Source organism: Streptomyces sp. NPDC057474 (assembly GCF_042802555.1).
GTDB lineage: Bacteria > Actinomycetota > Actinomycetes > Streptomycetales > Streptomycetaceae > Streptomyces.
Genome location: NZ_JBHVDX010000010.1, coordinates 26550 through 49412 on the forward strand (window position 1 = coordinate 26550; position 22863 = coordinate 49412).

Consider the following 22863-nt stretch of genomic DNA (forward strand, 5'->3'; position numbering starts at 1 on the left):
CGGTTTTCCCATGACGCGATCTTTGCAGGCCGTGGCCTACACCCGACCCTCCGTGCTGGAGTCCGTGGCGGGCGGACAGCGGCTGGGGCTCGAGACCTCGCGGGGTGCGACCCCGACGGGGGTCGAGGACCATCCGCGGTTCTTCACGGGCTTCCTGACCTCCCCTCAGGTGGCTGCGGCGGGGCTGCTGGCGGTGGCCGACGTGGCGGCGGCGCGGTACCACCAGCAGCAGCTGCGGGCCTCGCTGGACCCGGTGGTGACGGGCAACGGGGACCGGCTGCGGTTCGAGTCGTTCTCGGGCTGCGGCGGGGTCTACGCCCGCCTGGACGTGCTGGAGCCTGGCCTCGACGGCGGCGAGGTGGGGCACGGCACGACCAATGTGGACGTCAACAACCCGCTGCGGGAGGCGCTGTCCCGGGTCGGCGGGGACGATCCGCTCCATCTGCGGGTCGGTCCCGAGGAGTTGGCGGTGACCACTCTGAACGGTCCGGTGGTGGAGAAGAAGGTGCCACTGCCGGACCGCTGGCTGCGCGGTTTCGCCGAGGCCCAGGTGATCGCGGCCGGGTTCGACCTGCGGGCCGAGCTGCCCGCCGCCGAGGCCGTGCGGTTCCTGCGGTCGCTGCCGCGTGGTGGCTCTCGAGGGGCCTCGCGGGGCACCCAGTGGGTCGTGCCCGCCGGACGCGCCCTGCGGCCGACCACCCGGCCCGTCCCGGGCGCGGTGTGTCTGCCGGGCCCGGAGCGGCTGGTCGCCCTGCAGCGGGTCCTGCGCCATGCCACGGCCCTGCGTGTCTACGGCCCGCCGGCCGCCGGTGAAGCCGCCTCGGCCGGCGCCTGGGAGGTCGTGCTCCCCGGCATGCGACTCACCCTCACATTGTCCCCGGAGACCGCGCGGGGCTTCTCCGGCGAGGGCGGTGTGCTGGAGGCCCTGGCCACCGACGAGGCCGCCGAGGACGCGGAGCTGATCGCGGTCCTCCTCGCCTGGGAGCCGCGCATCGACGTCGGGGACCTCGGCGCCTCCTCCGGCCTCCCGGCCGACCGGGTGCGGGCGGCACTGACCCGGCTGGGCACCTCGGGACGCGTCGGCTACGACACGGCGGAGGCCGCGTACTTCCACCGCGAACTGCCCTACGACGCCGACCGCGTCGAGCGCCACAACCCCCGCCTGCGCTCGGCCCGCGCCCTCGTGGCCGCGGGAGCGGTCTCCCTGGAGGGCGACCTCGCCACGGTGACCGCCGAAGACGGTCATGTCCACCGGGTACGGGACAGCGCGGGCACCCTGAGCTGCTCCTGCCTCTGGTGGGCGAAGTACAGGGGCGGTCGCGGCCCCTGCAAGCACGCCCTGGCGGTGCGTGTGGTCCGCCGGGGCGTGGCGGCGGAGCCGGATGGAACACAGGCCGACGCGGGATCGGGCGAGGCACTGATCGACGGGGGTGTGCGGTGAGTTCGGAGTCACTGATCCAGGCGGTACGGTCGGGGAACATGAGTGACCTGATCGCTCTGGTGGACGGTATGACGGACGCCGAACGGCGCGCGTGCATGCCGGAGTTGAAGCAGTTGCGCAAGGAACTGCGGTCGGAGTCCTGGCAGTTCCCGGCTCAGCGGGCGTATCCGACGCTGCACGCGGCGGGAGCGGCCTGTCAGACGGGCGCCGCCGCCGTGGCGACCTGGCTCACCGGGTCCGAGCTGCGCTGGCGGCAGGCACCGCCGTCGGTCCTGATCGACGTGCTCGGCGACCGCGATCCCGACTGGCTCGCCGACCTCGTGCGCCGGCTGGCGGAGCGCCCGCTCTCCGCGGACGTCCCGTACGAGCTGATGGCCGGCCTCGTTCGGCTCGCGGGCTGCCCGGTGCCCACGTCCGAGGCCTATGTGCGGGGCTGGATGGACCACATCAGCCGGGCGCGCCGGAGTGCGGGCACGGTCATCGGGAACCTGCGGAAGGACCCGCATCTCGGGGAGCTAGTCGCCGCGCTGTTCGAGATCGAGGAGATCGGCGCCCGCAGCGACTGGCGGTACGGCGACGGCCTGAACAACTGGACGTACGCCCTGACCCAGCTGACTCGGGTAGGCCTCCTGGACCGCAAGGTCATGGTCGACGGGTGCGTGGCCCGGCTGCTGCGCGGCGGTGGCTCCACGGCGGACAACAAGGTCTTCCTGGGCCTGTTGACCGCCCTCGACCTCACCCGCGACGAACAGCGCGAGCGGATCGCGGACTGGACGGCACTGTGCTCCGACGCGCCCTCCACGGTGGCCGCGCACGCCCAGTCCATTCTCGCGGGCCTCGCGCTGGACGACGAGTTGGGGTCGCGTCGGCTCGCCGAGTTGTCCGGGGCGGTGCTCTTCCGCACCGAGAAGAAGCTCGTCCGGGCCCAGCTCGTGCTGCTGGGCAAGGTGCTCAAGCGGGATCCGTCCACCGTGGCCGAGCTGCTGCCCGTGGTGGCCCAGGCCTTCGGGCACGAGGACACGGATGTGCAGGAGCGGGCACTGAAGCTGGTGGAGCGACACCTCGGCGACCTCGGCTCCGGAAGCGGCGACGACGCGATCGGCTCACGGGACGAAATCGCCGACTCCGCCTCCCTGTTGAGCCCCGGCCTGCGCGCCCGGGCCCAGCAGCACCTCGGTGTCGCGGCCGCGGGGACCGCCCCCGAGGTGTACGAGGAACTGCTGCCGCCCGTGCCCCTGCCGACGCGGCTCGCGCCGGCGCCGGAGACGTTGGCCGAGCTCACCGAGGAGGTCGGCGCCCTGCTGGCCGCACGCGACGAGGGCGCCGTGTTCGAGCGGATACTGGACGGGCTCGTACGGCATGCGCACCGGGACCGGGAGGCGCTGGTGGAGGCGCTCGGGACGACGAAAGCGGGCAGTTGGTGGGAAGGGATGGGTCCGGCGTCCCTCAACCAGCACTTCCGCAATGCGCCGCACGGCCTGTCGCTCGTCATCGCCACGCTCTTCGAGCGGGTGGACACCGAGACGCTGCGTCCGGTGCGCCACGGGGCGGGCGCGTCGTCCGGCTGTGTGCACGACGGTCTGCTCTGGGCCTTCGACGCCCGGCTGCGGGAGATCTCGTACCGGATCCGCACCGACCCGCTGCCGTTCCTGCTCTCGACGCCCACATGGAGCACGGGTTCGCTGGAACCTGCCGAACTGGTGGCACGGCTGGACGTCTACCGGCAGTCGGGTGCCCGTCCGGGCGAGGCGGACTTCGCACAGGCACGGCTCCGCGTGCGCCGCGACGACGCCGCCGCGCTCGCGTCCGCCGCGGCGGCGGCTCGGAAGCTGGGCACGAGAGAAGGCGACCGGCTGGCGGAATGGCTGCTGACCGACGTGCCGTCCCAGCCCGTCGAGCGGAGCCGTACGGCCGGGCCGCGGATACTGGTGGAGTTCGGTGAACTGCCGGAGTTGCAGGGCGAGTCGTTCCCGCCGGAGTTCCGTCGGCTGGGCCGCCCGTTGTCCGTGTACGCGGAGCGCTCGTACTGCCCGCACTGGAACGACACGAACTGGCGCCACTGGCTGGCGATGGTGCCGCATCGACCGGAGCTCGTGGCGGGGCGCGTCCTGCGCGATCTTTCGATGAGCGTCGTCGACGACGGCGCGAGGGCTGGATTCTCGTTCCTGCCGGCGCTGGCCGAGGCGGAGGGCGAAGCGGGGCCGGCCGTGCATCTCTGCGTCGCGTACGGGCTGGGCGCGCGACGCCCGGAGGACCGGCTCGCCGCCGTGGACGCCCTGCTGGTACTGACGGCGCGTGGGCAGTTGGACGCGGTGCGGCTCGGTGCCGACCTGGGGAAGCTGACGGTGTTGGGGAGCGTGAAGCCGTCGCGGCTCGCCGAGGCGATACGGACGGCCGCGGCGACCGGAGCGTACGGCACCGCCTGGTCGGTGTTGCGGGAGGTACTGCCGCCGCTGCTCGCCGAACTCGCGGGCGAGGACAGGACGAAGACGCCGCCGCGCGGTCTCGGGGATCTCGTGGCCGTCGCCGCCGAATGCGCGGAGCGGTTCGGGGCACACGGGGAACTGCCGTATCTCGCGGAGGTGGCGGAGCGCCGGGGCTCGTCCCGCCTGGTGACCCAGGCCCGGCGGTTGCGTGCGGCGCTGGAGGAAGTCGCGGCCGTCTGACCTCTGCGGTCACCGTTGGCATCGGTTCCGACAGGATCAGTCATACAAAGAGCAACAAAAGGTGCGGAACGATGCTTTTACCGGTCAGTCACAAAGCGTTCGTGATCACGCAACACCGTTCGTTCACAGTGGCCACATGACTCCAGACATGTCTGATGTGACGCGGGCGAAAAACGCCCGCCCGGTGCACCACCTGCTGATGTCGGCCACGACCGGGTTCCGTAGCTGGTGGGAACGGCGCCACGGTCACGCGCCGCCGACGAGTGATACCGGCGCCCGGCCGCCGCTCGCCGAAGGGCAGCAGGCCGGGCCGTCCGAGGCGGTCGCCCCGGTGGTCACCGGTGCGACCCTGATGTGGCGGATGCGGACGACGGTGAAGGACGAACCGGGTTCGCTGGCCGCGCTGTGCACGGCGTTGGCGGAGCACAGGGTCGACATCCTTAGCCTGCAGACGCATCCGCTGGCCGAGGGCACGGTGGACGAGTTCCTGCTCCGGGCGCCCGAGGAGCTGTCGGCCACCGAGATCGGCCGGGCCGTGTCGGAGGCGGGCGGCACCGGGACCTGGATCGAGCGCGGTGACGCCCACGACCTGGTGGACGCGCCGACGCGGATCCTCGGCCTGGCCACGCGTACGGCGCTGGACGCGGCGGAACTCCCGCTCGCGCTGCGGCAGTTGCTGGGCCGCTGCACCATCCGCTCACTGCCCGCCATCGCTCCCGGCTCGGGCCGGGCTCAGGAGAGCGCCCCGGTCGAGGGGGCCCTGGAGGAGACGGTGATGCGGCTGCGGGCGCCGGAGGGTGGGGTGATCACGGTGGAGCGGCCGTATCTGCCGTTCACCCCGACGGAGTTCGCGCGGGCGCGGGCTCTGGTGGAGCTGGACGCGCGGCTGGGGCCGCGGATCCCGCGCAGCCAGGACGTGCTGACGCTGCCGGAGGGCAACGACATCACGGTGCGGCGCGCCGACGGCGGGGACCTGCGGGCGGCGAAGGCGATGCACGAGCGGTGCTCCGCGCGCACGCTGAGCATGCGGTACCACGGGCCGGTCGGCGACGCGGACCGCTACCTCAAGCATCTGCTGAGCCCGCGCTTCGGGCGGACGCTCGCCGCGCAGACGGCCTCGGGACGCCTTGTCGGAATGGGTCACCTCCTCTGGGACGGTGACGAGACCGAGATCGCGCTGCTCATCGAGGACGAGTGGCAGCGGCGCGGGATCGGCAGCGAGCTGCTCCGCAGGCTGGTGGACATGGCGGCCGAGACGGGCTGCGCGAACGTGTACGTGGTGACGCAGTCGTCCAACACGGGGATGGTCGCGGCGATGCGAGGGCTCGAACTGCCACTCGACTATCAGATCGAGGAGGGGACGCTGGTGATCACCGCGCGGCTGGATGATGAGGTGGCGGTCGCTTCGCGCGCGGCGCGTCTTCGTGAACGGCCGGTTGGAATGACCGAGTAACACGGCGGACGGGGCCTGTGGGCCGTTGTCGGGTGCGGGTGTGGGTGCAGGTGCAGGTGTGTGGAGGCTCGTCGCGCAGTTCCCCGCGCCCCTGAAGGGGCGTGGTTGGCGGGGCCCTGTCACCAGCGCCCCGCAAGCCCGGGCTCAGACCGGTCCCACCGACAGCGCGGACCGGTCACCAGTGGCGTCCGCTGCCAGCGCCCCGTCCGCCCCCTTCCCCAACGCCCCGTCCAGGTCCGCCCACAGGTCCTCCACGTCCTCCAGCCCCACCGACATCCGCAGCAGCCGGTCGCTGACCCCCGCACCCCGCCGGTCCGTCTCGTCCACGATGCGGTGGCTGATGGAGGCCGGGTGCTGGATGAGGGTGTCGACGCTGCCGAGGCTGACGGCGGGGGTGATCAGGCGGACGGCGGCGATGACCTCGTGGGGGGCGCCGTGGACCTCGAAGGCGATCATGGCGCCGCCGATGCGCGGGTAGTGGACGCGGGCGACGCGCGGGTCGGCGGCGAGGCGGCGGACGAGTTCCGCGGCGGTCACGGAGGCCGCGCGGACGCGTACCGGGAGGGTCGACAGGCCGCGCAGCAGCAGATAGCCGGCGAGCGGATGGAGGACGCCGCCGGTGGCGAAGCGGACCTGGCGCAGCCGCCCGGCGAACTCCTCGTCGCAGGCCACGACCCCGGCCATGACGTCCCCGTGGCCGCCGAGGTACTTGGTGGCGCTGTGCAGGACGAGCCGGGCGCCCTGTTCGACCGGGCGTTGCAGGACGGGCGTGGCGAAGGTGTTGTCCGCGAGGAGCGGGACCGAGCCGCAGGCATGGGCGAGTGCGCGAAGGTCGAGTTCGGCGAGGGTCGGGTTGGCCGGGGACTCGACCAGGACCAGGCCCGTGTCGGGACGCAGCGCGTCCGCGACACCGGCCGGGTCGACCCAGGTGACCTCGGTGCCGAGCAGCCCGGCGGTGAGGAGATGGTCGCTGCAGCCGTAGAGGGGTCGTACGGCGACGACGTGGCGCAGGCCCATCGAGGCGCGGACGAGGAGTACGGCGCTCAACGCTGCCATGCCGCTGGCGAAGGCGACCGCGCTCTCGGTGCCTTCGAGGCGGGCGAGGGCGGTCTCGAAGCGGGCGACGGTCGGGTTGCCGAGCCGTCCGTAGATCGGCGGGCCCTCCGGCTCGGCGCCGTCGCCGGCGAAGGCGTCGATACGGGCGGCCTCGCCCCGGCTGTCGTACGACGGGTAGGTGGTCGACAGATCGATCGGCGGCGCGTGCAGGCCCTGGCGCGCGAGGTCGTCGCGGCCGGCGTGCACCGCCTCGGTGGCCAGTGCTCTCGGCGTGGTGCGTGCGTGGTCGTACGCGTGCGTGCTCGCTGAGTTCATGGACGCCAGAGTGAACATCGACCGGGACACGGCGGTCGAACACCGTGTTACGTTCGAACAATGGCCGAATCCGTCGTACTCGATCCGGTGGACCTCCATCTGCTGCGGCTGTTGCAGAACGACGCCCGGACGACGTACCGGGATCTCGCGGCGCAGGTCGGGGTCGCGCCGTCGACCTGTCTGGACCGGGTGACGCGGCTGCGCCGCGCGGGCGTGATCCTCGGCCATCAACTGCGGCTGGATCCGGCCAAGCTCGGGCGTGGTCTGGAGGCGCTGCTGTCGGTGCAGGTCAGGCCGCATCGGCGGGAGCTGGTGGGGCCGTTCGTGGAGCGGATCCGGGCGCTGCCGGAGTCGCGGACCGTCTACCACCTCACCGGGCCGGACGACTATCTGGTGCATGTGGCGGTCGCGGACATGGCGGATCTGCAGCGGCTGGTCCTCGACGAGTTCACGTCACAGCGCGAGGTGGCGCGGGTGGAGACCCGGCTGATCTTCCAGCAGTGGGAGTGCGGTCCGCTGCTGCCGCCGGACGTCGAACGGCCCGTTCCCTGAACCGCCGGCCCACGCCTCGCACCCTCCGGCCCTCGCCTGCAATCCCCTGGATTCGGATCACGCCTTGAGCGGAATCCGGCCGACGTAAGGCTCATGCGCCCGTTAAGCAGCTGACGATGCCCCGCCGCCGTACCAAGATTGCCCGCATGTCTGACACCAAGAGCCCCCTGCCCCGCGAGGTCGCCGACGCGTACGTCGACGACCTCATCGCCCTCGACCCCGTGACCGGCACGTACCTGGGTGTGAAGGAGAGTTCCAGCAGGCTGCCCGATACGTCGCCGACGGGTCAGGAGGCCCGCGCGGAGCTGATCCGGACGACGCTCGCGCGGCTCGACGAGGCGGAGCGGCAGCCGGGCGCGGGCAGTGACGCCGAGCGCCGGTGCGCGCGCCTGCTGCGCGAGCGGCTGACGGCGGAGCTGGCCGTGCTCGAGGCCGACGAGGGCCTGCGCGCGGTCGGCAACATGGGCAGGCCGCCGCATAAGGTGCGCGAGGTGTTCACCATCACCCCGGCCGAGACCGAGGAGGACTGGGCGGCGATCGCGGAGCGGCTGCGCGCGGTGCCGACGGCGTACGCCGGTTACCGCGAGTCCCTCGCGCTCGGCCTGGAACGGAAGCTGTACGCGGGCCCGCGCCCGACCGCGACCTTCGTCGGCCAGCTCACCGAGTGGGCGGACACGGACGGTTCGGGGCGCGGCTGGTTCGAGGACTTCGCGTCGGCCGGCCCCGAGTCGCTGCGCGCCGAGCTGGACGAGGCCGCCCGCGCGGCGACCCGGGCCGTGGTGGAGCTGCGTGACTGGATGCGCGACGTGTACGCCCCGGCGGTAGAGGGCGCGCCGGACACGGTAGGCCGGGAGCGCTACGGCAGGCTGGTCCGCTACTTCACGGGTTCGGACCTGGATCTCGACGAGGCGTACGTGTACGGCTGGGCCGAGTTCCACCGGCTGCTCGGCGAGATGAAGGAGGAGGCCGCGAAGATCCTGCCCGGCGCCGAGACACCGTGGGTGGCGCTCGCGCACCTGGACGAGCACGGCCGGCACATCGAGGGTGTCGACGAGGTCCGCGACTGGCTGCAGTCCCTGATGGACGAGGCGATCGAGGCGCTGGACGGCACCCACTTCGACCTCGCCGAGCCGGTCCGCAAGGTCGAGTCGTGCATCGCCCCGCCCGGCGGCGCGGCGGCCCCGTACTACTCGGCCCCGACCGAGGACTTCTCCCGCCCGGGCCGCACCTGGCTGCCGACGATGGGGGCGACCCGCTTCCCGGTGTACGACCTGGTCTCCACCTGGTACCACGAGGGCGTCCCCGGTCACCACCTCCAGCTCGCGCAGTGGGTGTACGTCAAGGACGACCTCTCCCGCTACCAGGCCACGACCGGCCAGGTCAGCGCCAACGCCGAGGGCTGGGCGCTGTACGCGGAGCGGCTCATGGACGAGCTGGGCTTCCTCAAGGACGCGGAGGAACGGCTCGGGTACCTGGACGCGCAGATGATGCGTGCGGCCCGGGTCATCGTCGACATCGGCATGCACCTGGAGCTGGAGATTCCGGCGGACTCCCCCTTCCACCCGGGCGAGCGCTGGACCGTCGAGCTGGCCCAGGAGTTCTTCGGCGCCCACAGCAGCCGCCCCGCGGACTTCGTGGAGAGCGAGCTGACCCGCTATCTGACGATTCCGGGCCAGGCCATCGGCTACAAGCTCGGCGAACGCGCCTGGCTGCTGGGCCGTGAGAACGCGAAGCGGCGCCACGGTGACGCCTTCGACGCCAAGGCCTGGCACATGGCCGCGCTGTCCCAGGGGTCCCTCGGCCTGGACGACCTGGTGGACGAGCTGTCCCGGCTCTGATCCGGGGCGGCCGGGCCCACCGCCCCCTGCGGCCGGGCTCGGCCGCCGCGCCGGTTCAGTCCGTCAACCGGCTCAGTCCGTCAACCGGCTCAGTCCGTCAACCGGCTCAGTCCGTCAACCGGCTCAGTCCGTCAGAGGTCTCACCTGGACGAGGCCGAGCCATGTCTCCGGCCCGGTCGAGACATAGGCGGCGCGAACCCCGTAGTGGCCGGGGTCCAGCTCCACCCGCACATGGTCCGTCTCCCGGAAGGCGGCCCCGGGCCAGGCGGCGTCGAACAGGACGACCGGCCCCGGCACCCGCCACTCCGCCTCCGGCTCCCAGGTGGCCGCGTCGAGCGCCGCCGGGACGTCCGCGAGGAGTTCGGCCACGGAGTCGGCCGCGTACCAGCGTACGAAGGTGCCGTGCTCGGGCAGGTACGCGGTGGAGGCGGGTTCGTGGCCGAGGACCAGGGCGCGGGTGTCGCCGACCGGCAGCAGGCCGACGTGTCCGTCGATGTCACAGGCACGGTCGTAGTCGGACGACGTCTCGTCGCCGTCGGCGCCCGCCCAGAACGACAGGACCGCTTCCGGTAGCGCTATGAGCGGTCCGCCGCTCGACTCCACCCACCGCACCACATCGGGAACCACCGCCGCATCCGCGTATCCAGCCATGCCCAGAAGCTACACGGCGACCGGCGTGACCGAACTGGCCCCCCTTGCACCCTTCTTGACAGCTTGTCAGCAACCGCAGTCGTCGGCGTCCACCGGTGCGGTCAGCGGGTCGGCCTCGCGCCGTGCCGCGCCCTCCCAGGTCTCGTACGCGAAGCCCTCGCGCGCCCAGTACTCGAAGCCGCCGAGCATCTCCTTGACCTGGAAGCCGAGTTCGGCGAGGGCGAGGGCGGCGCGGGTCGCGCCGTTGCAGCCGGGGCCCCAGCAGTAGGTGACGACCGGGACGGACCTGTCGAGGAGTTGCTCGGCCTGCTCGGGGATGAGCGCGGTGGGCAGGTGGACCGCGCCCGGGATGTGGCCCTGGTCCCAGGACTCGGTGGAGCGGGAGTCGAGGACCACGAACCCGGGGTCGCCGTCGGCGGCGAGGGCGGCGGCCACGTCGGACGCGTCGGCGTGGAAGACGAGGCCGGCCCGGAAGTACGCGGCGGCCTCGGCGGGGGCCGCCGGGGCGACGCGCAGGACGGGGTTGACGGCGGACGTGGTGGTGACGCTCATGAGCTGGCCTTTCCCTCGCGGAACTCCCTTGTTTCCCTGACCAGAAATCTACGGTCGGTGATCCACTTCCAGAAGGGGCATTTCACGGTCCGGGCCTTGATCAGCCAGGGATTCCCCTGCTATTCATCGGACATGAGCATGAATTCCCCGTACGAGCCCGACGGCACCGACTGGCGCATTCTCGAAGTCCTCCAGCGCGAGGGCCGGGCCAGCTTCGCCGAGCTGGCCCGTGCCGTGTCGATGTCGGCGAGCGCCGTGACCGAGCGGGTGCGGCGGCTGGAGGAGGCGGGCGTGATCCAGGGGTACGCGGCCGTCGTGGACCCGGAGCGGCTGGGGCTGCCGATCCTGGCGTTCGTGCGGCTGCGGTACCCGACCGGCAACTACAAGCCGTTCCACGACCTCGTCGCCGTCACCCCCGAGATCCTGGAGGCGCACCACGTCACGGGCGACGACTGCTTCGTGATCAAGGTCGCCGCCCGTTCGATGCGTCACCTGGAGGAGGTGTCGGGCAAGATCGGCGCGCTGGGGTCGGTCACGACGAGCGTCGTCTACTCCTCACCGCTCCCCCGGCGGCCCCTGGGTCACTGACCTCGCTGCCGCACTACCGACCCCGTCCGCTCCTTCACGACCTCCAGCTGCGCGTGGACGCGCCGCCGCAGATCGGCGACGTGGCTGACGATGCCGACACTGCGGTCGCGTTCGCGCAGCGCGTCGAGGACGTCGAGGACCTCGTCGAGGGTCTGGTCGTCGAGGCTGCCGAACCCCTCGTCGATGAAGAGGGTGTCGAGGCGTACGCCGCCCGCCTCGTCGGTGACGACGTCGGCCAGGCCCAGGGCGAGCGCGAGGGAGGCGAAGAACGTCTCGCCGCCGGAGAGCGTGGCCGTGTCCCGCTCCCGCCCGGTCCAGGCGTCGACGACATGCAGCCCGAGCCCGCTGCGACCACGCCCGGCCCGGTCGTCGGAGTGGACGAGGGTGTAGCGGCCGGAGGACATGCGCTGGAGCCGTACGGTCGCGGCGGCGGCGACCTGTTCCAGGCGGGCGGCGAGGACGTACGCCTCCAGGCGCATCCTGCGCTCGTTGTCGGCGGAGGTGCCGGCGGCGAGCCCCGCCATCCGGGCGACGCGGTCGTACTCCTCCCGCAGCGGCGCCAGCCGGCGTACGGAGGCGCCGGCCCGCGCGGACAGCCGGTCCAGTTCGGCGCGGCGCCGCTCGGCGGCGTCCCACGCGGAGACGGTGTCCTGGAGCCGCCGGGCGGCCGCCGTGGCGTCCCGCTCGGCGGTCGAGAGGTCGGCGGGTGGCCGCTGGGCGGCGGCCGCCGTCTCGGCCTCGGCGAGCACGGCCCGCACGGTCGCCTCCTCCGACTGCCAGGCGTCGAGGCGGTGTTGGAGGTCCCGGTGGGCGGCGTCGTCGAGGACGGCGGCGGCAGCGGCCTGCGGGGTGTCGAACCCGGCGCGGAAGGCCGCGTCGGCGAGGCGGGCGTCGGCGTCCTTGAGCCGCTGCGCGGTGTCGTCGGCCGCCCGCACGGCCTCGGCGGCCTCGCTGAGGAGCGCGGCCCGCCGCTCCAGCTGGGCGGCCCGCGCGGCCACGCTCTCGGCGTCGCCCCGAGCCTGGGTCAACTCCCCTTCCAGGGCGGCCCGTTCCCGCTCCGACGCGTCCCGCCGGGTGTTGCGGGACGCGGCCCGCACCGCGGCCTCCTGCTGGGCGGCGATCCGCCGCTCACGCTCCCGTTCGGCGTGCAGCAGGGCTTCCTGTGCGGGATGCAGTCCGGAGGCACCTGCCCGCGCCTGCGCGTATCGCTCCTCCAAGTCCGCGACCAGCGAGGTGAGTTGATCCGTCGGCGCGTCACCGGCCTCGGCGCTCGCGGCGGCGTACGCCTGCCGTACGACACCCAGTCGCCGTTCCGCCTCGGCACGCTCCTCGTCGGCCCGCTGGAACGCGGTGAGCGCCTGCTCCTCCGCCTCACGGTCCACGTGCCCGGCGACCTTCCGAGCCGGCTCGGGATGTTCCGTGCCACCGCAGACGGCGCACGGCTGCCCTTCGACGAGTTCGGCGGCGAGCTCCGCCGCGATGCCCGACAGACGCTGCTCCTTGAGGTCCAGCCAGTGGGCGCGTGCCTCGACCGCCAGCTCGGCCAGCCGGAGCACGCGCGCCTGCGCGTCCTCCGTGTCGCGGCCGAGCTGGTCCCGCTGCCGGGCGGCCCCGAGCCGCTTCTCCGCGGGTTCGCGCTGCACGGCGAGCTGTTCGGCACGGGTGGCGGCCTCCTGCGCGGCCTCGATGCGGGTCCGCAGCTCCGCCCGGGTCGTCTCCCACTCAACCAGCCAGCCCTCGGCGTCCTGGAGGACGTCCTCGTCGGCCCGCTCCTCGCCGTCCAACTCCACGCGCTCGGCGATGAGTTCGGCCAGTCGCTGCTCCGCGCGCCGGGCCGACTCCAGCCCGCCCAGCTCTTCGGCGGCCTTGCGGGCGGCGGTCGCGAGCCCGGCGGCACCGGCGTCGGCGTGCGTCTGCGGCAGTCCGGCACGCGCGCGTGCCTCGGCCGCGCTCGCGCCCCGGTGCTCGGTCTCGGCCGCGTCCCGCAGCTCCAGCGCCGGAGCGACGGCCTCCGCCTTGCGGGCCCGCTCCATCCGCGCCCGGTCGTCCCGGTGGGCGTCGGCCCGCTCCTCCAGCCGCCCGGCGCGCTCCCGCGCCTCCGCGAACCGGCGTTGCAGCCGCGCCACTTCGCGTACGTCGTCCAGCGTGCGGTCGGCGGCGGCCCTCGCCGACTCGGCCGCCGCCCGCGCACAGTGGGCGATGGTGAGCCGTTCGCGGGCGGTGCTGCGGGCGACGGCGGCCCAGCCCAGCACGGCGTCGGCGAGACCCGGGTCGCCGGGTGCCAGCTCGGGCAGTTCCGGGGCGTCCCCCGCCGCCTGCTGCATCCGGTGGGCGTCGGCGAGCAGTTCCGCGTCGCCCTCGCGGACCTGGGCCTCGGTCGCCCGGCGCCGGTCGGCGAGCCGCTTCTCGACGGCGGCGAAGTGGTGGGTGTCGAAGAGACGGCCGAGCAGCCGGCCCCGCGCCTCGGCGTCGGCACGCAGGAAGCGCGCGAAGTCGCCCTGCGGCAGCAGCACGACCTGGCAGAACTGCTCCCGGCTCATCCCCAGCACCTGGGTGATCTCCTCGCCGATCTCCTGGTGGGAGCGGCTGAGGTCCTTCCAGGAAGCGGCGACCGCGTCGTACTCGCGCAGCCAGCTCTGCGCCTTGTCGACCGTGGTCCCAGGCCGGTTCCCCTTCTTGGGCCGCTCCCAGGGCGGTTGCCGGGTGATCTCCAACCGGCGTCCGGCGACGGTGAGTTCGAGGCGGACCTCGGTGCGCGTCGAAGGTGCCGCGTGGTCGCTGCGCAGGGTCATGCCCTGGCCGCTCTGCCGGGCACCCGGCACCGAGCCGTACAGCGCGTAGCAGACGGCGTCCAGAACCGAGGTCTTGCCGGCGCCGGTCGGGCCGTGCAGCAGGAAGAGCCCGGCGGCCGAGAGGTCGTCGAAGTCGACGGACTGGGCGCCGCCGAAAGGGCCGAAGGCCGTGATGTCGAGCCGGTGCAGTCTCATCGGGACCCTCCCGAACGGATCCGGCTCAGCCGGTGCGAGCGGCTCATCGGACAGCTCAGCCAGTACGAGCGGCTCATCGGACGACTCCTCCGACGTCTCGTCCGGCGGCTCATCGGAAGGCTCATCGGGAGACCTCCCGGACCGTCTCGTCGGCCCGTACGGCGTCGAACGCGTCCCTGAGGACGGTCCGTTCGTGCTCGTCGGGGCCGGTACCGCGGACATGGGCCACGAAGTCCTCGGCGATCTGCTGGTCGTCGCGGCCGGCGAGGCGCCGTGCGTAGGAGACGTCGGGGTCGCCGGGGGCACGCTCGGGGTCGAAGACGAGGCTGATCGTGTGCGGGAAGCGCTCGCACAGCCGGGCCATGGGCTCGGCGGGCCGTACCGGGTCGGTGAGCGTGGCCTCGACCCACGCCTCCTCGTGCCGGGCGAGCCCCGGTTCGGCGAGCAGATCGTCCAGCCGGCCCCGGATCCGGGCGAGCGGGCGGGGCACGGGGCAGTCGATCCGCTCGGCATCGACCGAGCCGTCGGCGCCGAGGTCCACCAGCCACATGCTCTTGCGGTGGTCGGTCTCGGAGAAGGAGTACGGCAGCGGGGAACCGGAGTAGCGCACGCGTTCGGTGATGACCTGGCTGCCGTGCAGATGGCCCAGTGCCACGTAGTCGACGCCGTCGAAGACACCGGCGGGCACGGAGGAGACCCCGCCGACGGAGATGTCCCGCTCGCTGTCGCTGGGCGCGCCGCCGGTCACGAAGGCATGGGCCAGGACGACGGAACGGGTGCCTGCCGGGCGGGTGGCCAGGTCGGCGCGTACCCGGTCCATGGCGGCGGCGAGCACCGCCTCGTGGCCCGCCTTCTCCACCCCGAACTCGTCCTTCACCAGGGCGGGTTCGAGATACGGCAGCCCGTAGAAGGCGACGTCGCCGTGGGTGTCCGGCAGGATCACCGGGGTCCCGGCCGCCGAGGCCGCCGTCCGCAGATGGATGCCCGCCCGGCCGATGAGGCCCGCGCCGACGCCGAGCCGCCGCGCCGAGTCGTGGTTTCCGGAGATCATCACCGTGGGCACGTCCAGCTCGGCCAGCCGGTGCAGGGCGTCGTCGAAGAGCTCGACCGCGGCCAGCGCCGGCACCGCCCGGTCGTACACATCCCCCGCCACGACCACCGCGTCCACGTCGCGCTCCCGCACGGTCGTGACGAGATGACCGATGAACTCGGCCTGCGCGCCGAGCATGTTCACCCGGTGGAACGCTCGACCGAGATGCCAGTCGGAAGTGTGCAGCACTCTCACGAAACCGCTCCGACCCGCACGTCTCCCCCTACGACCTCGACAACCCCGACGACCCCGACGACCCTGGCAGCGACCACGCTAACGCCTGCGCACACCTGATCCGCCACGAACCCCGGTCGACCACCGGCGATTGACGAAGAATCGCCGTAGATGCCCGAGAGGAGAAGAAGTGCGGACTTCGGTCACGCGCCCGGGGTCACGTGTCCCCGTAGGCCTCTCCCCCGAGTTCGAACCCGGCCGTGCCGGCGGTGGTGTCGGCGAGCCAGGCGCGGAAGGCGTCCACGTCGGCGTCGGGCAGTCCGATCTCGATGGTGACGGCCTCCGCGTAGCGCACGTCACGGACCTCGCGCCCGGTGGACCGCAGGTCGTTCTGCACCTTGCCGGCGCGCTGGTGGTCGACGGTCACCGTGGCCAGCCGGAAGCGCCGGCGCGTGATGCTGCCGAGCGCGTCCAGGGCTTCGCCCACGGCACCGCCGTACGCCCTGATGAGGCCGCCCGCGCCCAGTTTGACCCCGCCGTAGTACCGGGTGACTACGGCGACGACGTACCGCATGTCCCGGCGCAGCAGCATCTGCAGCATGGGGACGCCGGCGGTGCCGCCGGGTTCCCCGTCGTCGCTCGCCCGCTGGACGGCCGCGTCGGCGCCGATGACGTACGCGAAACAGTTGTGCGTGGCGTCGGCGTGCTCCTTGCGGACGGCCGCGACGAAGTCCTGGGCCTCCCGCTCGGTGGCCGCCGGGGCGAGCGCGCACAGGAACCGGGAGCGGTTGACCTCGGTCTCGTGCACGCCGGCGCGGGCGACGGTGCGGTACTCGTCCTGCATCCGGCCAGCCTATGCGCAGGCCGACGCCCGCCAGCGCGGGGCATCGTCCGAGGCTCGGTCGCCGGGATCCGGTGGCCCGAGGCCTCGTGGGCCACGGCTCGGCCGCCCGATGCCGCCCGGTCAGGCCTCCCTCTTCCCCCTGGCCACGGTCATGTCCGTCAGCAGTGCCGTGCCCGGGGCGAGCGAGGCCCAGGTCTCGCCGTGCCAGGAGAGACAGGCGATCGCCGAGGTGGGGAATTTGGTCCGTACCTCGTCCAGCGCGTCGTCGAGGGCGTCTCCGGCCAGGTCCAGCACCAGTTCCTCGAGCCCCGGGTTGTGTCCGACGAGCAGCAGCGTCCTCACGTGGTCGGGGACCTCGCGCACCACGTCGAGCAGCTCCGGCACGTCGGCCGCGTACACCCTCGCGTCGTGATGTACGAGCGGCGGCGTCCCCCACTGCGCGGAGGCCAGCTCCCAGGTCTGGCGCGCCCGTACGGCCGTGGAGCACACGGCCAGGTCGGGCAGGCAGTCCGCGTCGACGAGGGCCCGCCCGGCGGCGGGGGCGTCGCGGCGGCCGCGTGGCGCCAGGGGCCGTTCGTGGTCGGGTACGCCCACGGGCCAGGCGGACTTGGCGTGCCGCAGGACGACGAGTCTGCGCAGGGGGCCTGCTCCGGCGCGCGCGATCATGCCCATGCTCCGATCTCTCGGGTGAGCTCCAGGCCGAGGAGCCGGTCCGCGTAGGCGTACGTCTCGAACCGCGCACCGTCCGGCACGTCCTGCGCCCCCTCCACGTCCCGCAGCACGTCGAGCACCGCGAGTACGTCCAGGTCGTCCTCCCAGGCGTCACGCAGGGCCTGCCGTACGGGCTCGGGAATCGGCCTCGACGGCCGCGTCGCCCAGGCCGCCACCGCCTTGCGCCAGTGATCGAGCGCGTCGGCGGCCTCGGTCAGGGCGGCGGCGTCGAGGGTCACGGTGGACCGGCGGGGGCGGGTGAGGAGAGCGAGCCGGAGAGTGGTCCCCGACGCGGCCGACTCCTCGGGCCCGGTCACCGGGGCGACCTCGACCCTGACCTCGGCATCGGCCCCGGCACCGGAGCGGACAGCGCCGCCACCGATGCCGCCCGCGAGACCGTCGCCGTCGCCCTCGCGGTCACCGTCGCGGTTACCGTCGCCGTCACCGCCGCCCATCGACTTCCCCGAGCCGATCACGTGCAGCACCCGCTGCCCGCCCCTCGTCCCGGTGGCCTCGGTCGGCCGGATGCCGAGGTCGTCGGCGCGCTGCCGCAGCGCGGCGGGCGGGTCGGCGACCAGGAGGACGGGGCTCCCGCCCAGTTCCAGGGCACGGGCGAGGACGTCGGCGAACAGCAGGACGCGCAGGTCCGAGACGTCGTCCCTCGGCACATGGGCGTGGACCCGGGTGAGCGCCCTGCGGATCTCGGCGGGCTCGCCGGTCCGGGCGTCGGTGATACGCAGCACGGGGTGAGCGTAGGCGCGGGAACGGCCGAACGCAGTACGGAGGGCGGCATTCCGGACATCGAGCCGGACATCGAGCCGGCGCCGAGCCGCGTCGATCGCATGCGAATCAAGGTTCCGGGACCCGGGAATCGCCGAGCACCGCCCGCTGTTGCCGCAGGCAGCCCCCGCACCCGGGCGCTCCCACACGGACAGAGGAGACGGCATGTACGGCGACCCCGCCACGATCCGCAAGGTTCTGACGGAACTCGGCGACACCTGGGCCGTCGTCGGCCTGTCCGGCAACCGCGATCGCGCGGCGTACGGCGTCGCGGAGGTCCTCCAGCGCTACGGCAAGCGCGTCGTCCCGGTGCACCCCAAGGCCGAGACGGTACACGGCGAGCAGGGCTACGCCGCCCTCTCCGACATCCCCTTCCCGGTGGACGTCGTCGACGTCTTCGTCAACAGCGACCTCGCGGGGCCCGTCGCCGACGAGGCCACCCGTATCGGCGCCAAGGCGGTCTGGTTCCAACTGGGCGTGATCGACGAGGAGGCGTACCACCGGACCCGCGAGGCCGGGCTGGACATGATCATGGACCGCTGCCCGGCGATCGAGATCCCGCGTCTGGGCTGAGCGGCCCCGGCCTGTCCGACCGACGCGGACCACACGAGCCCGAAATCCACGCACACTGGCACAGCGGCCGATCCGGCGGTGTCTTGAGGTCGAATCCCTGGGAAGCGGAGGAGACACCATGACCGAGAACACCGAAGTGGTCGTGATCGGCGGCGGTTACGCCGGTGTCATGGCGGCCAACCGCCTGACGCGGCGCGACGACGTGACCGTGACCATGACCATGACCATGACCCTGATCAACCCGCGCCCGACCTTCGTCGAGCGTCTGCACCGCCGGGGTCGGCGTTCGGTCGCCGCACGGCCGGCCCGACTCGGAGTGACCGTGCAACGAACCCACCGCCCCGGCGGGGTCGAAAAGGCGGCAGCCCCTGGGGATGGGATTGGGTAGGGGCGGCGGGGGCGAGGAAAGTCCGGAACCCGGGACCTCAGTCGTGCGAGACGACCGCCACCGGCACCCCCGCATGATGAAGCACCGCGTGCGCGACCGGACCGATGTGCGCCCCCAGCGGCGAATGCCGGACATGTCGCCCGACGACAAGCAGGGAGGCTTCCCGAGACGCCTCCAGCAGGTGGTCCGCCGCCTTCCCCCGCCGCGACTCCTCCACCACCTCGACGGACGGATACTCCCGCCGCCAGGGACCCAGTACCTCGCTCAGAGCGGTGGCGTCCAGACGCCCCAGACCGGCATCGAGATCGGCCCCCAGACCGGGCCTCTCCCGCAGGCCGGAGCGGGGCGGCGGGCTCCAGTCATGGAGGATGCGCAACGCGGTCTCCCGCAGCGCCGCGGCCTCGAACGCGAATCGGATCAGCGTGTGATCCGGGTGCGCGATGTCCAGACCGAGCACGACGGGCCGGAACGGCGTCCTGGCGGCGGGAGCACCGGCCGGCCCGGGCGCGTGCTCGTCCGCGGCCCGTTCCTCGGCCCGCACGAGGACGACCGGCCGCTCGGTGTGCGCGACCACATGCAGCCCCACGGAACCCAGCAGAAAGCCGGCGATCCCACTCAGCCCACGGGAGCCGAGAACCAGCAGCTCAGCCTCTGGAGCCGCCTTCACCAGTTCCTCCGACGCCCGACCCGACAACTGCTCGACGGCGACATCGACACCCGGGTGGCGCAGCCGAATCCCGTCGGCTGCCTCACTCAGGACCTTCCCCGCACCCGTCTCACCGTGCGCACTCCGCCCCCGGCCATGCTGCGCCCTCTGGGCCGCCTGCGCCCTCTGGGCCGCCTGGGCCGCCTTGGCCGCCTGGGCCGCCTGGGCCGCCTGGGCCGCCTGGGCCGCCTGCCGGTTCTGTTCCGTCTCGGTCCCCAGCATCGGCGCCCGCCCCATCGGCTCGGGAACCGGCTCCCAGACGTTGACCAGCCGCAGCGGCAGCGCGCGGAGCCGTGCCTCCCGAGCCGCCCATTCGGCCGCGGCCAGGCTCTCGCGCGAACCGTCGATGCCCACGGTGACGGTGCGGAACATGGGGCGCACCTCCTGAGGTCGAGGTCTGTCTCCAGCATCGCCGCAGGGCGGCGGATCCGCAGGGGCGAGAATCGGACCATGCTGAGAATCGGATCCGTGGTGTTGGGCGCGTCAGACGTACGGCGGGCCGCCACATTCTGGATGGCTGCCCTCGGGTACGTGCCGCGCGAGGAGCCTGAGGACGACTGGGTCGTGCTGGTGCATCCGGAGGGAGCCGGAGCCCAGATCTCCCTCGGCCTCAGTGAGACCCCGGTGCAGGAGCGGCCCCGGGTGCATCTGGACCTCTACGCGGGGAACGCGGAGGACCAGACGGCCGAGGTCGAGCGGCTGCTGGGACTGGGAGCGCGCCGCGTCGGCTGGGACCTCTACCCGGAGGACGCCGATTTCGTCGTGCTCGCCGACACGGAGGGCAACCGCTTCTGCGTGATCGACACCGGCCGGGAGTGACCTCGGCAGCCGCAGGCGGTGACCGCCGCACACCAGCCCCCTCGCACCAGCCCCTCACACCGGCAGCAGCCGCGTCACCAACTCCCCCAGCCGCCGCGCGTTCCGGCAGGCGTGCATGTCGACTATCTCGGCATAGACATGGGCGGCGGAGTCGCCCGTCGACCACTGGCCCGGCGACTCGGGGTTCAGCCAGTGGACGCGGCGGGCACGGGCCACCACGCGCCGCAGGGCCGCCGCGTTGGGGTCGAACCCGTTGGTGCGGGCGTCACCGAGGACGATCACCGACGTACGCGGGCCCACCGCGTCGAGGTGGCGCTCGGCGAACTCGCCGAGCGCGGCCCCGTAGTCACTGCTGCCGTGCCACCCGGAGATCGCGGCCTCGGTGGCGATCCGACGGCCGAGTTCGGCGGGGTCGGCCTCACCGTTGGTGACGAGGTGGGTGACCTCGTCGACGCGGTTGACGAAGGCGTAGACCCTCACCTTGCTGAACTGGTCCCGCATCGCCTGCACCAGCAGCATCGTGAAGTTCGCGAACCCGGCGACCGATCCGGACACATCGCACAGCAGCACGATCTCCGGACGGGCGGGCCGACGCCGCCGGTAGGCAGGGCGCAGCGGCACACCTCCCGTGGACAGCGAACGCCGCAGCGTGCGCCGGATGTCGATCTGACCGCGCGCGGCTCTGCGCCGCCGGGCGGCGAGCCGGGTCGCGAGCTTGCGGGCCAACGGCTGCACGGTACGGCGTAGTTCGACGAGTTGCTCGCGGCTCGCGACGAGGAAGTCGACCTGTTCGGCGCTCGGCGCGATGCCCCGCTCGGCGATCATCTCCGCTCCCCGGCGCTCGGCGACCCGCCGCCGCGCCTCGGTACGCACCCGGTTCCGGAAGTCCTCGATACGGCGCCGGATCTCGTCGGCGTCCAGCCGATCGGTGAACCCGCCCGAACCGAGCCCGGAACCGACCCCACCCCTGGAGGCGGGACCGGATCCCGAGCCTGCGCCCTCGCCCACTCCTGAGCCGAATGCGAAACCGCCACCGAATCCCATACGGAACCCACCACCAGGCCCACCACCACCAGGCCCACCACCGGCACCCGCACCCGCACCCGCACCCGCACCGAAGAAACCAGCCTCCCCACCCGACCCCTGCGAGGCAGCCAGGATCCGCGCCAGCAGCGTCTGCGGCCGGAGGCGGTCCAGCGTCTGGTGGGCCGACCAGCCGTCCGAGCCCGGGGAGCCATAGCGGCCGAGCAGGTCGACGGCCTCACCCGCGAGTCGGGTGAGCGCGGCCGTGTCGTTCGCGGCCAGCGCCTCGGCGAGCCGGTCGCGCAGCTCGTCCCGGTCCCCGGCCGACGCACCCCGTGCTCCCGTCAACTCCCCCACACCGAGCGGGAAGTACAGCTCGAAGGCCGCGTCGAACACTGCACGCTGCCGGTCGGCGCGCAGCAGCGCCGCCGCCAGCCCTTCCCGGATCCGCTCCCGGTCGGTGAGGCCCAGCACCTCCAGCACGGCCGCCGCGTCCACGGTCTCGCCGGGCCCGATCCGAATCCCATGGCCGCGCAACGCCCGTACGAACGCGGTCAGCCGCTCGGTCAGCGGCGAGCCGGGAGCCGTGTTCGCACCACGGGCCCCGGCGCTCATACCAGCGTCAGCTTCCGCGCGGCCTTCTCGATGTCGTCCTGGTGCTTGAGGATCACGCCCAGGCTGTCCCGTACGACGGTCTCGTCGAGGGTGTCGGCGCCGAGAGCCAGCAGGGTGCGTGCCCAGTCGATGGTCTCGGCCACGGAGGGGGCCTTGCGCAGCTCCATCTCGCGGAGCGCGCCGACCACGCGGACGAGGGAGTCGGCGAGTGTGGCGTCCAGGCCCGGGACCCTGAGCCGTACGATCCGCCGCTCCAACTCGGCGTCGGGGAAGTCGAGATGGAGGAAGAGGCAGCGGCGGCGCAGGGCCTCGGAGAGCTCCCGGGTGGCGTTCGAGGTGAGGACGGTGAAGGGGCGCTGGGTGGCGGTGATCGTGCCCAGCTCCGGGACGGTGACCTGGAAGTCGCTGAGCACCTCCAGCAGCAGCCCCTCGACCTCGACGTCCGCCTTGTCGGTCTCGTCGATGAGGAGCACGGTCGGCTCGTCGCCCCGGATGGCGGTCAGCAGGGGGCGGGTGAGCAGGAACTCGTCGCTGAAGATGTCGGTGCGGGTCTCGTCCCAGGCCTCGTCCCGCCCGGCGGTGATGCGCAGCAGTTGCTTGGCGTGGTTCCACTCGTACAGGGCGCGGGACTCGTCGATGCCCTCGTAGCACTGGAGCCGGACCAGGCGGGCGGCGCCGACCCGGGCGACGGCCTTGGCCAGCTCGGTCTTGCCGACGCCCGCCGGACCTTCCACCAGCAGCGGCTTGCCGAGCCGGTCGGCCAGGAAGACGGTGGTGGCGACGGCCGTCGAGGCCAGGTACCCCGCTTCGGCGAGCCGCGCAACGACATCGTCCACGGAGGCGAAGAAGCCGGTGCCGACGATTTCCGGGCGCCCCTTCTCGCCCTTCTCGCCGTTCTCACCCTTCTCGCCGTTCTCGCCGTTCTCGCCGTTCTCGCCGTTCACGCCGTTCTCGTCGGTCATGTGACCCCTCCCCCTCACGCGGCGTGCGAGGCCGGTCCCCGACACCCGCCCTCCAAGTTACCAAGCGGTCGCTTTGGTC

At 73.0% G+C, this 22863-nt stretch carries 19 protein-coding genes and 1 pseudogene; 9 read left to right on the forward strand and 11 right to left on the reverse strand.

Features of this window, described 5'->3' with window-relative positions; all coding sequences use genetic code 11:
- The first annotated feature begins 10 nt into the window (after window positions 1-10).
- The 3 genes from ACFU53_RS04505 (at window position 11) to ACFU53_RS04515 (ending at window position 5560) form a co-directional block, all read left to right on the forward strand.
- Window positions 11-1441 (forward strand): SWIM zinc finger family protein, encoded by a 1431-nt coding sequence (locus ACFU53_RS04505; protein ID WP_383985963.1) that lies wholly within the window; start codon window positions 11-13, stop codon window positions 1439-1441.
- Window positions 1438-4107, forward strand: coding sequence for a DUF6493 family protein (locus tag ACFU53_RS04510; protein WP_383985965.1), 2670 nt, complete (start codon window positions 1438-1440; stop codon window positions 4105-4107). Before ACFU53_RS04505 ends, ACFU53_RS04510 begins: the two co-directional genes overlap by 4 nt.
- Before the next feature lie 148 nt (window positions 4108-4255).
- Entirely contained in the window at window positions 4256-5560 is a 1305-nt protein-coding gene (locus ACFU53_RS04515; protein ID WP_383985967.1) for a GNAT family N-acetyltransferase, read from the forward strand.
- A 144-nt stretch (window positions 5561-5704) separates the two neighbouring features.
- Here ACFU53_RS04515 and ACFU53_RS04520 read toward each other — a convergent pair whose 3' ends face one another.
- A complete protein-coding gene (locus ACFU53_RS04520) occupies window positions 5705-6931 on the reverse strand; it encodes a trans-sulfuration enzyme family protein (RefSeq protein ID WP_383985969.1) in 1227 nt (408 codons plus the stop codon).
- A 60-nt stretch (window positions 6932-6991) separates the two neighbouring features.
- Here ACFU53_RS04520 and ACFU53_RS04525 point away from each other — a divergent pair, with 60 nt between their 5' ends.
- Window positions 6992-7483 (forward strand): Lrp/AsnC family transcriptional regulator, encoded by a 492-nt coding sequence (locus ACFU53_RS04525; RefSeq protein WP_383985971.1) that lies wholly within the window; start codon window positions 6992-6994, stop codon window positions 7481-7483.
- A gap of 146 nt (window positions 7484-7629) precedes the next feature.
- Complete coding sequence (locus ACFU53_RS04530) at window positions 7630-9321, forward strand: DUF885 domain-containing protein (protein ID WP_383985973.1); 1692 nt, start codon at window positions 7630-7632, stop codon at window positions 9319-9321.
- Window positions 9322-9444: 123 nt separating this feature from the next.
- Here the strand turns inward: ACFU53_RS04530 and ACFU53_RS04535 are convergent, their stop codons facing one another.
- Entirely contained in the window at window positions 9445-9972 is a 528-nt protein-coding gene (locus ACFU53_RS04535) for an immunity 21 family protein (RefSeq protein ID WP_383985975.1), read from the reverse strand.
- A 66-nt stretch (window positions 9973-10038) separates the two neighbouring features.
- Window positions 10039-10524, reverse strand: a complete 486-nt coding sequence (locus ACFU53_RS04540) for a rhodanese-like domain-containing protein (RefSeq protein WP_383985976.1) — start codon at window positions 10522-10524, stop codon at window positions 10039-10041.
- A gap of 132 nt (window positions 10525-10656) precedes the next feature.
- Here ACFU53_RS04540 and ACFU53_RS04545 point away from each other — a divergent pair, with 132 nt between their 5' ends.
- A complete protein-coding gene (locus ACFU53_RS04545; protein ID WP_383985978.1) occupies window positions 10657-11112 on the forward strand; it encodes an Lrp/AsnC family transcriptional regulator in 456 nt (151 codons plus the stop codon).
- Here ACFU53_RS04545 and ACFU53_RS04550 read toward each other — a convergent pair.
- The 5 genes from ACFU53_RS04550 to ACFU53_RS04570 all read right to left on the reverse strand — a co-directional run bounded on the left by ACFU53_RS04550 (window position 11106) and on the right by ACFU53_RS04570 (window position 17661).
- Window positions 11106-14099, reverse strand: coding sequence for an AAA family ATPase (locus tag ACFU53_RS04550; protein ID WP_383985980.1), 2994 nt, complete (start codon window positions 14097-14099; stop codon window positions 11106-11108). The two genes, ACFU53_RS04545 and ACFU53_RS04550, sit on opposite strands and share 7 nt — an antisense overlap.
- A gap of 121 nt (window positions 14100-14220) precedes the next feature.
- Entirely contained in the window at window positions 14221-15384 is a 1164-nt protein-coding gene (locus ACFU53_RS04555; RefSeq protein WP_383985982.1) for an exonuclease SbcCD subunit D, read from the reverse strand.
- Between the two features lie 196 nt (window positions 15385-15580).
- Window positions 15581-16207, reverse strand: a complete 627-nt coding sequence (locus ACFU53_RS04560; protein WP_383985984.1) for a YigZ family protein — start codon at window positions 16205-16207, stop codon at window positions 15581-15583.
- Between the two features lie 120 nt (window positions 16208-16327).
- Entirely contained in the window at window positions 16328-16873 is a 546-nt protein-coding gene (locus ACFU53_RS04565; protein WP_383986081.1) for a SixA phosphatase family protein, read from the reverse strand.
- Complete coding sequence (locus ACFU53_RS04570; protein WP_383985986.1) at window positions 16870-17661, reverse strand: hypothetical protein; 792 nt, start codon at window positions 17659-17661, stop codon at window positions 16870-16872. Before ACFU53_RS04570 ends, ACFU53_RS04565 begins: the two co-directional genes overlap by 4 nt.
- Before the next feature lie 202 nt (window positions 17662-17863).
- Here ACFU53_RS04570 and ACFU53_RS04575 point away from each other — a divergent pair, with 202 nt between their 5' ends.
- Complete coding sequence (locus ACFU53_RS04575; RefSeq protein ID WP_383985988.1) at window positions 17864-18271, forward strand: CoA-binding protein; 408 nt, start codon at window positions 17864-17866, stop codon at window positions 18269-18271.
- Window positions 18272-18389: 118 nt separating this feature from the next.
- Window positions 18390-18539: pseudogene (locus ACFU53_RS04580) on the forward strand (NAD-binding protein); the annotation flags it as partial.
- A gap of 157 nt (window positions 18540-18696) precedes the next feature.
- Here ACFU53_RS04580 and ACFU53_RS04585 read toward each other — a convergent pair.
- On the reverse strand, window positions 18697-19737 hold the full coding sequence (locus ACFU53_RS04585; RefSeq protein WP_383985990.1) for a universal stress protein: 1041 nt from the start codon (window positions 19735-19737) through the stop codon (window positions 18697-18699).
- A gap of 78 nt (window positions 19738-19815) precedes the next feature.
- On the opposite strand from ACFU53_RS04585, the gene ACFU53_RS04590 reads away from it, so the two are divergent.
- Complete coding sequence (locus ACFU53_RS04590) at window positions 19816-20184, forward strand: VOC family protein (RefSeq protein WP_383985992.1); 369 nt, start codon at window positions 19816-19818, stop codon at window positions 20182-20184.
- A 54-nt stretch (window positions 20185-20238) separates the two neighbouring features.
- On the opposite strand, the gene ACFU53_RS04595 is transcribed toward ACFU53_RS04590, so the two are convergent.
- Window positions 20239-21822, reverse strand: coding sequence for a VWA domain-containing protein (locus ACFU53_RS04595; protein ID WP_383985994.1), 1584 nt, complete (start codon window positions 21820-21822; stop codon window positions 20239-20241).
- The gene (locus ACFU53_RS04600) at window positions 21819-22784 is read right to left on the reverse strand and encodes an AAA family ATPase (RefSeq protein ID WP_383985996.1); all 966 of its coding nucleotides are present in this window, start codon (window positions 22782-22784) and stop codon (window positions 21819-21821) included. Before ACFU53_RS04600 ends, ACFU53_RS04595 begins: the two co-directional genes overlap by 4 nt.
- Between the last annotated feature and the right edge of the window lie 79 nt (window positions 22785-22863).

Excerpts from the sequence above, each read along its gene's own strand:
- ACFU53_RS04535 (WP_383985975.1), bottom strand. The coding sequence starts at position 9,972 with ATGGCTGGATACGCGGATGCGGCGGTGGTTCCCGATGTGGTGCGGTGG.
- ACFU53_RS04515 (WP_383985967.1), top strand. The coding sequence starts at position 4,256 with ATGTCTGATGTGACGCGGGCGAAAAACGCCCGCCCGGTGCACCACCTG.
- ACFU53_RS04530 (WP_383985973.1), top strand. The coding sequence starts at position 7,630 with ATGTCTGACACCAAGAGCCCCCTGCCCCGCGAGGTCGCCGACGCGTAC.
- ACFU53_RS04595 (WP_383985994.1), bottom strand. The coding sequence starts at position 21,822 with ATGAGCGCCGGGGCCCGTGGTGCGAACACGGCTCCCGGCTCGCCGCTG.
- ACFU53_RS04550 (WP_383985980.1), bottom strand. The coding sequence starts at position 14,099 with ATGAGACTGCACCGGCTCGACATCACGGCCTTCGGCCCTTTCGGCGGC.
- ACFU53_RS04585 (WP_383985990.1), bottom strand. The coding sequence starts at position 19,737 with ATGTTCCGCACCGTCACCGTGGGCATCGACGGTTCGCGCGAGAGCCTG.
- ACFU53_RS04565 (WP_383986081.1), bottom strand. The coding sequence starts at position 16,873 with ATGATCGCGCGCGCCGGAGCAGGCCCCCTGCGCAGACTCGTCGTCCTG.
- ACFU53_RS04520 (WP_383985969.1), bottom strand. The coding sequence starts at position 6,931 with ATGAACTCAGCGAGCACGCACGCGTACGACCACGCACGCACCACGCCG.
- ACFU53_RS04600 (WP_383985996.1), bottom strand. The coding sequence starts at position 22,784 with ATGACCGACGAGAACGGCGTGAACGGCGAGAACGGCGAGAACGGCGAG.
- ACFU53_RS04545 (WP_383985978.1), top strand. The coding sequence starts at position 10,657 with ATGAGCATGAATTCCCCGTACGAGCCCGACGGCACCGACTGGCGCATT.
- ACFU53_RS04575 (WP_383985988.1), top strand. The coding sequence starts at position 17,864 with ATGTACGGCGACCCCGCCACGATCCGCAAGGTTCTGACGGAACTCGGC.
- ACFU53_RS04560 (WP_383985984.1), bottom strand. The coding sequence starts at position 16,207 with ATGCAGGACGAGTACCGCACCGTCGCCCGCGCCGGCGTGCACGAGACC.
- ACFU53_RS04525 (WP_383985971.1), top strand. The coding sequence starts at position 6,992 with ATGGCCGAATCCGTCGTACTCGATCCGGTGGACCTCCATCTGCTGCGG.
- ACFU53_RS04540 (WP_383985976.1), bottom strand. The coding sequence starts at position 10,524 with ATGAGCGTCACCACCACGTCCGCCGTCAACCCCGTCCTGCGCGTCGCC.
- ACFU53_RS04590 (WP_383985992.1), top strand. The coding sequence starts at position 19,816 with ATGCTGAGAATCGGATCCGTGGTGTTGGGCGCGTCAGACGTACGGCGG.
- ACFU53_RS04505 (WP_383985963.1), top strand. The coding sequence starts at position 11 with ATGACGCGATCTTTGCAGGCCGTGGCCTACACCCGACCCTCCGTGCTG.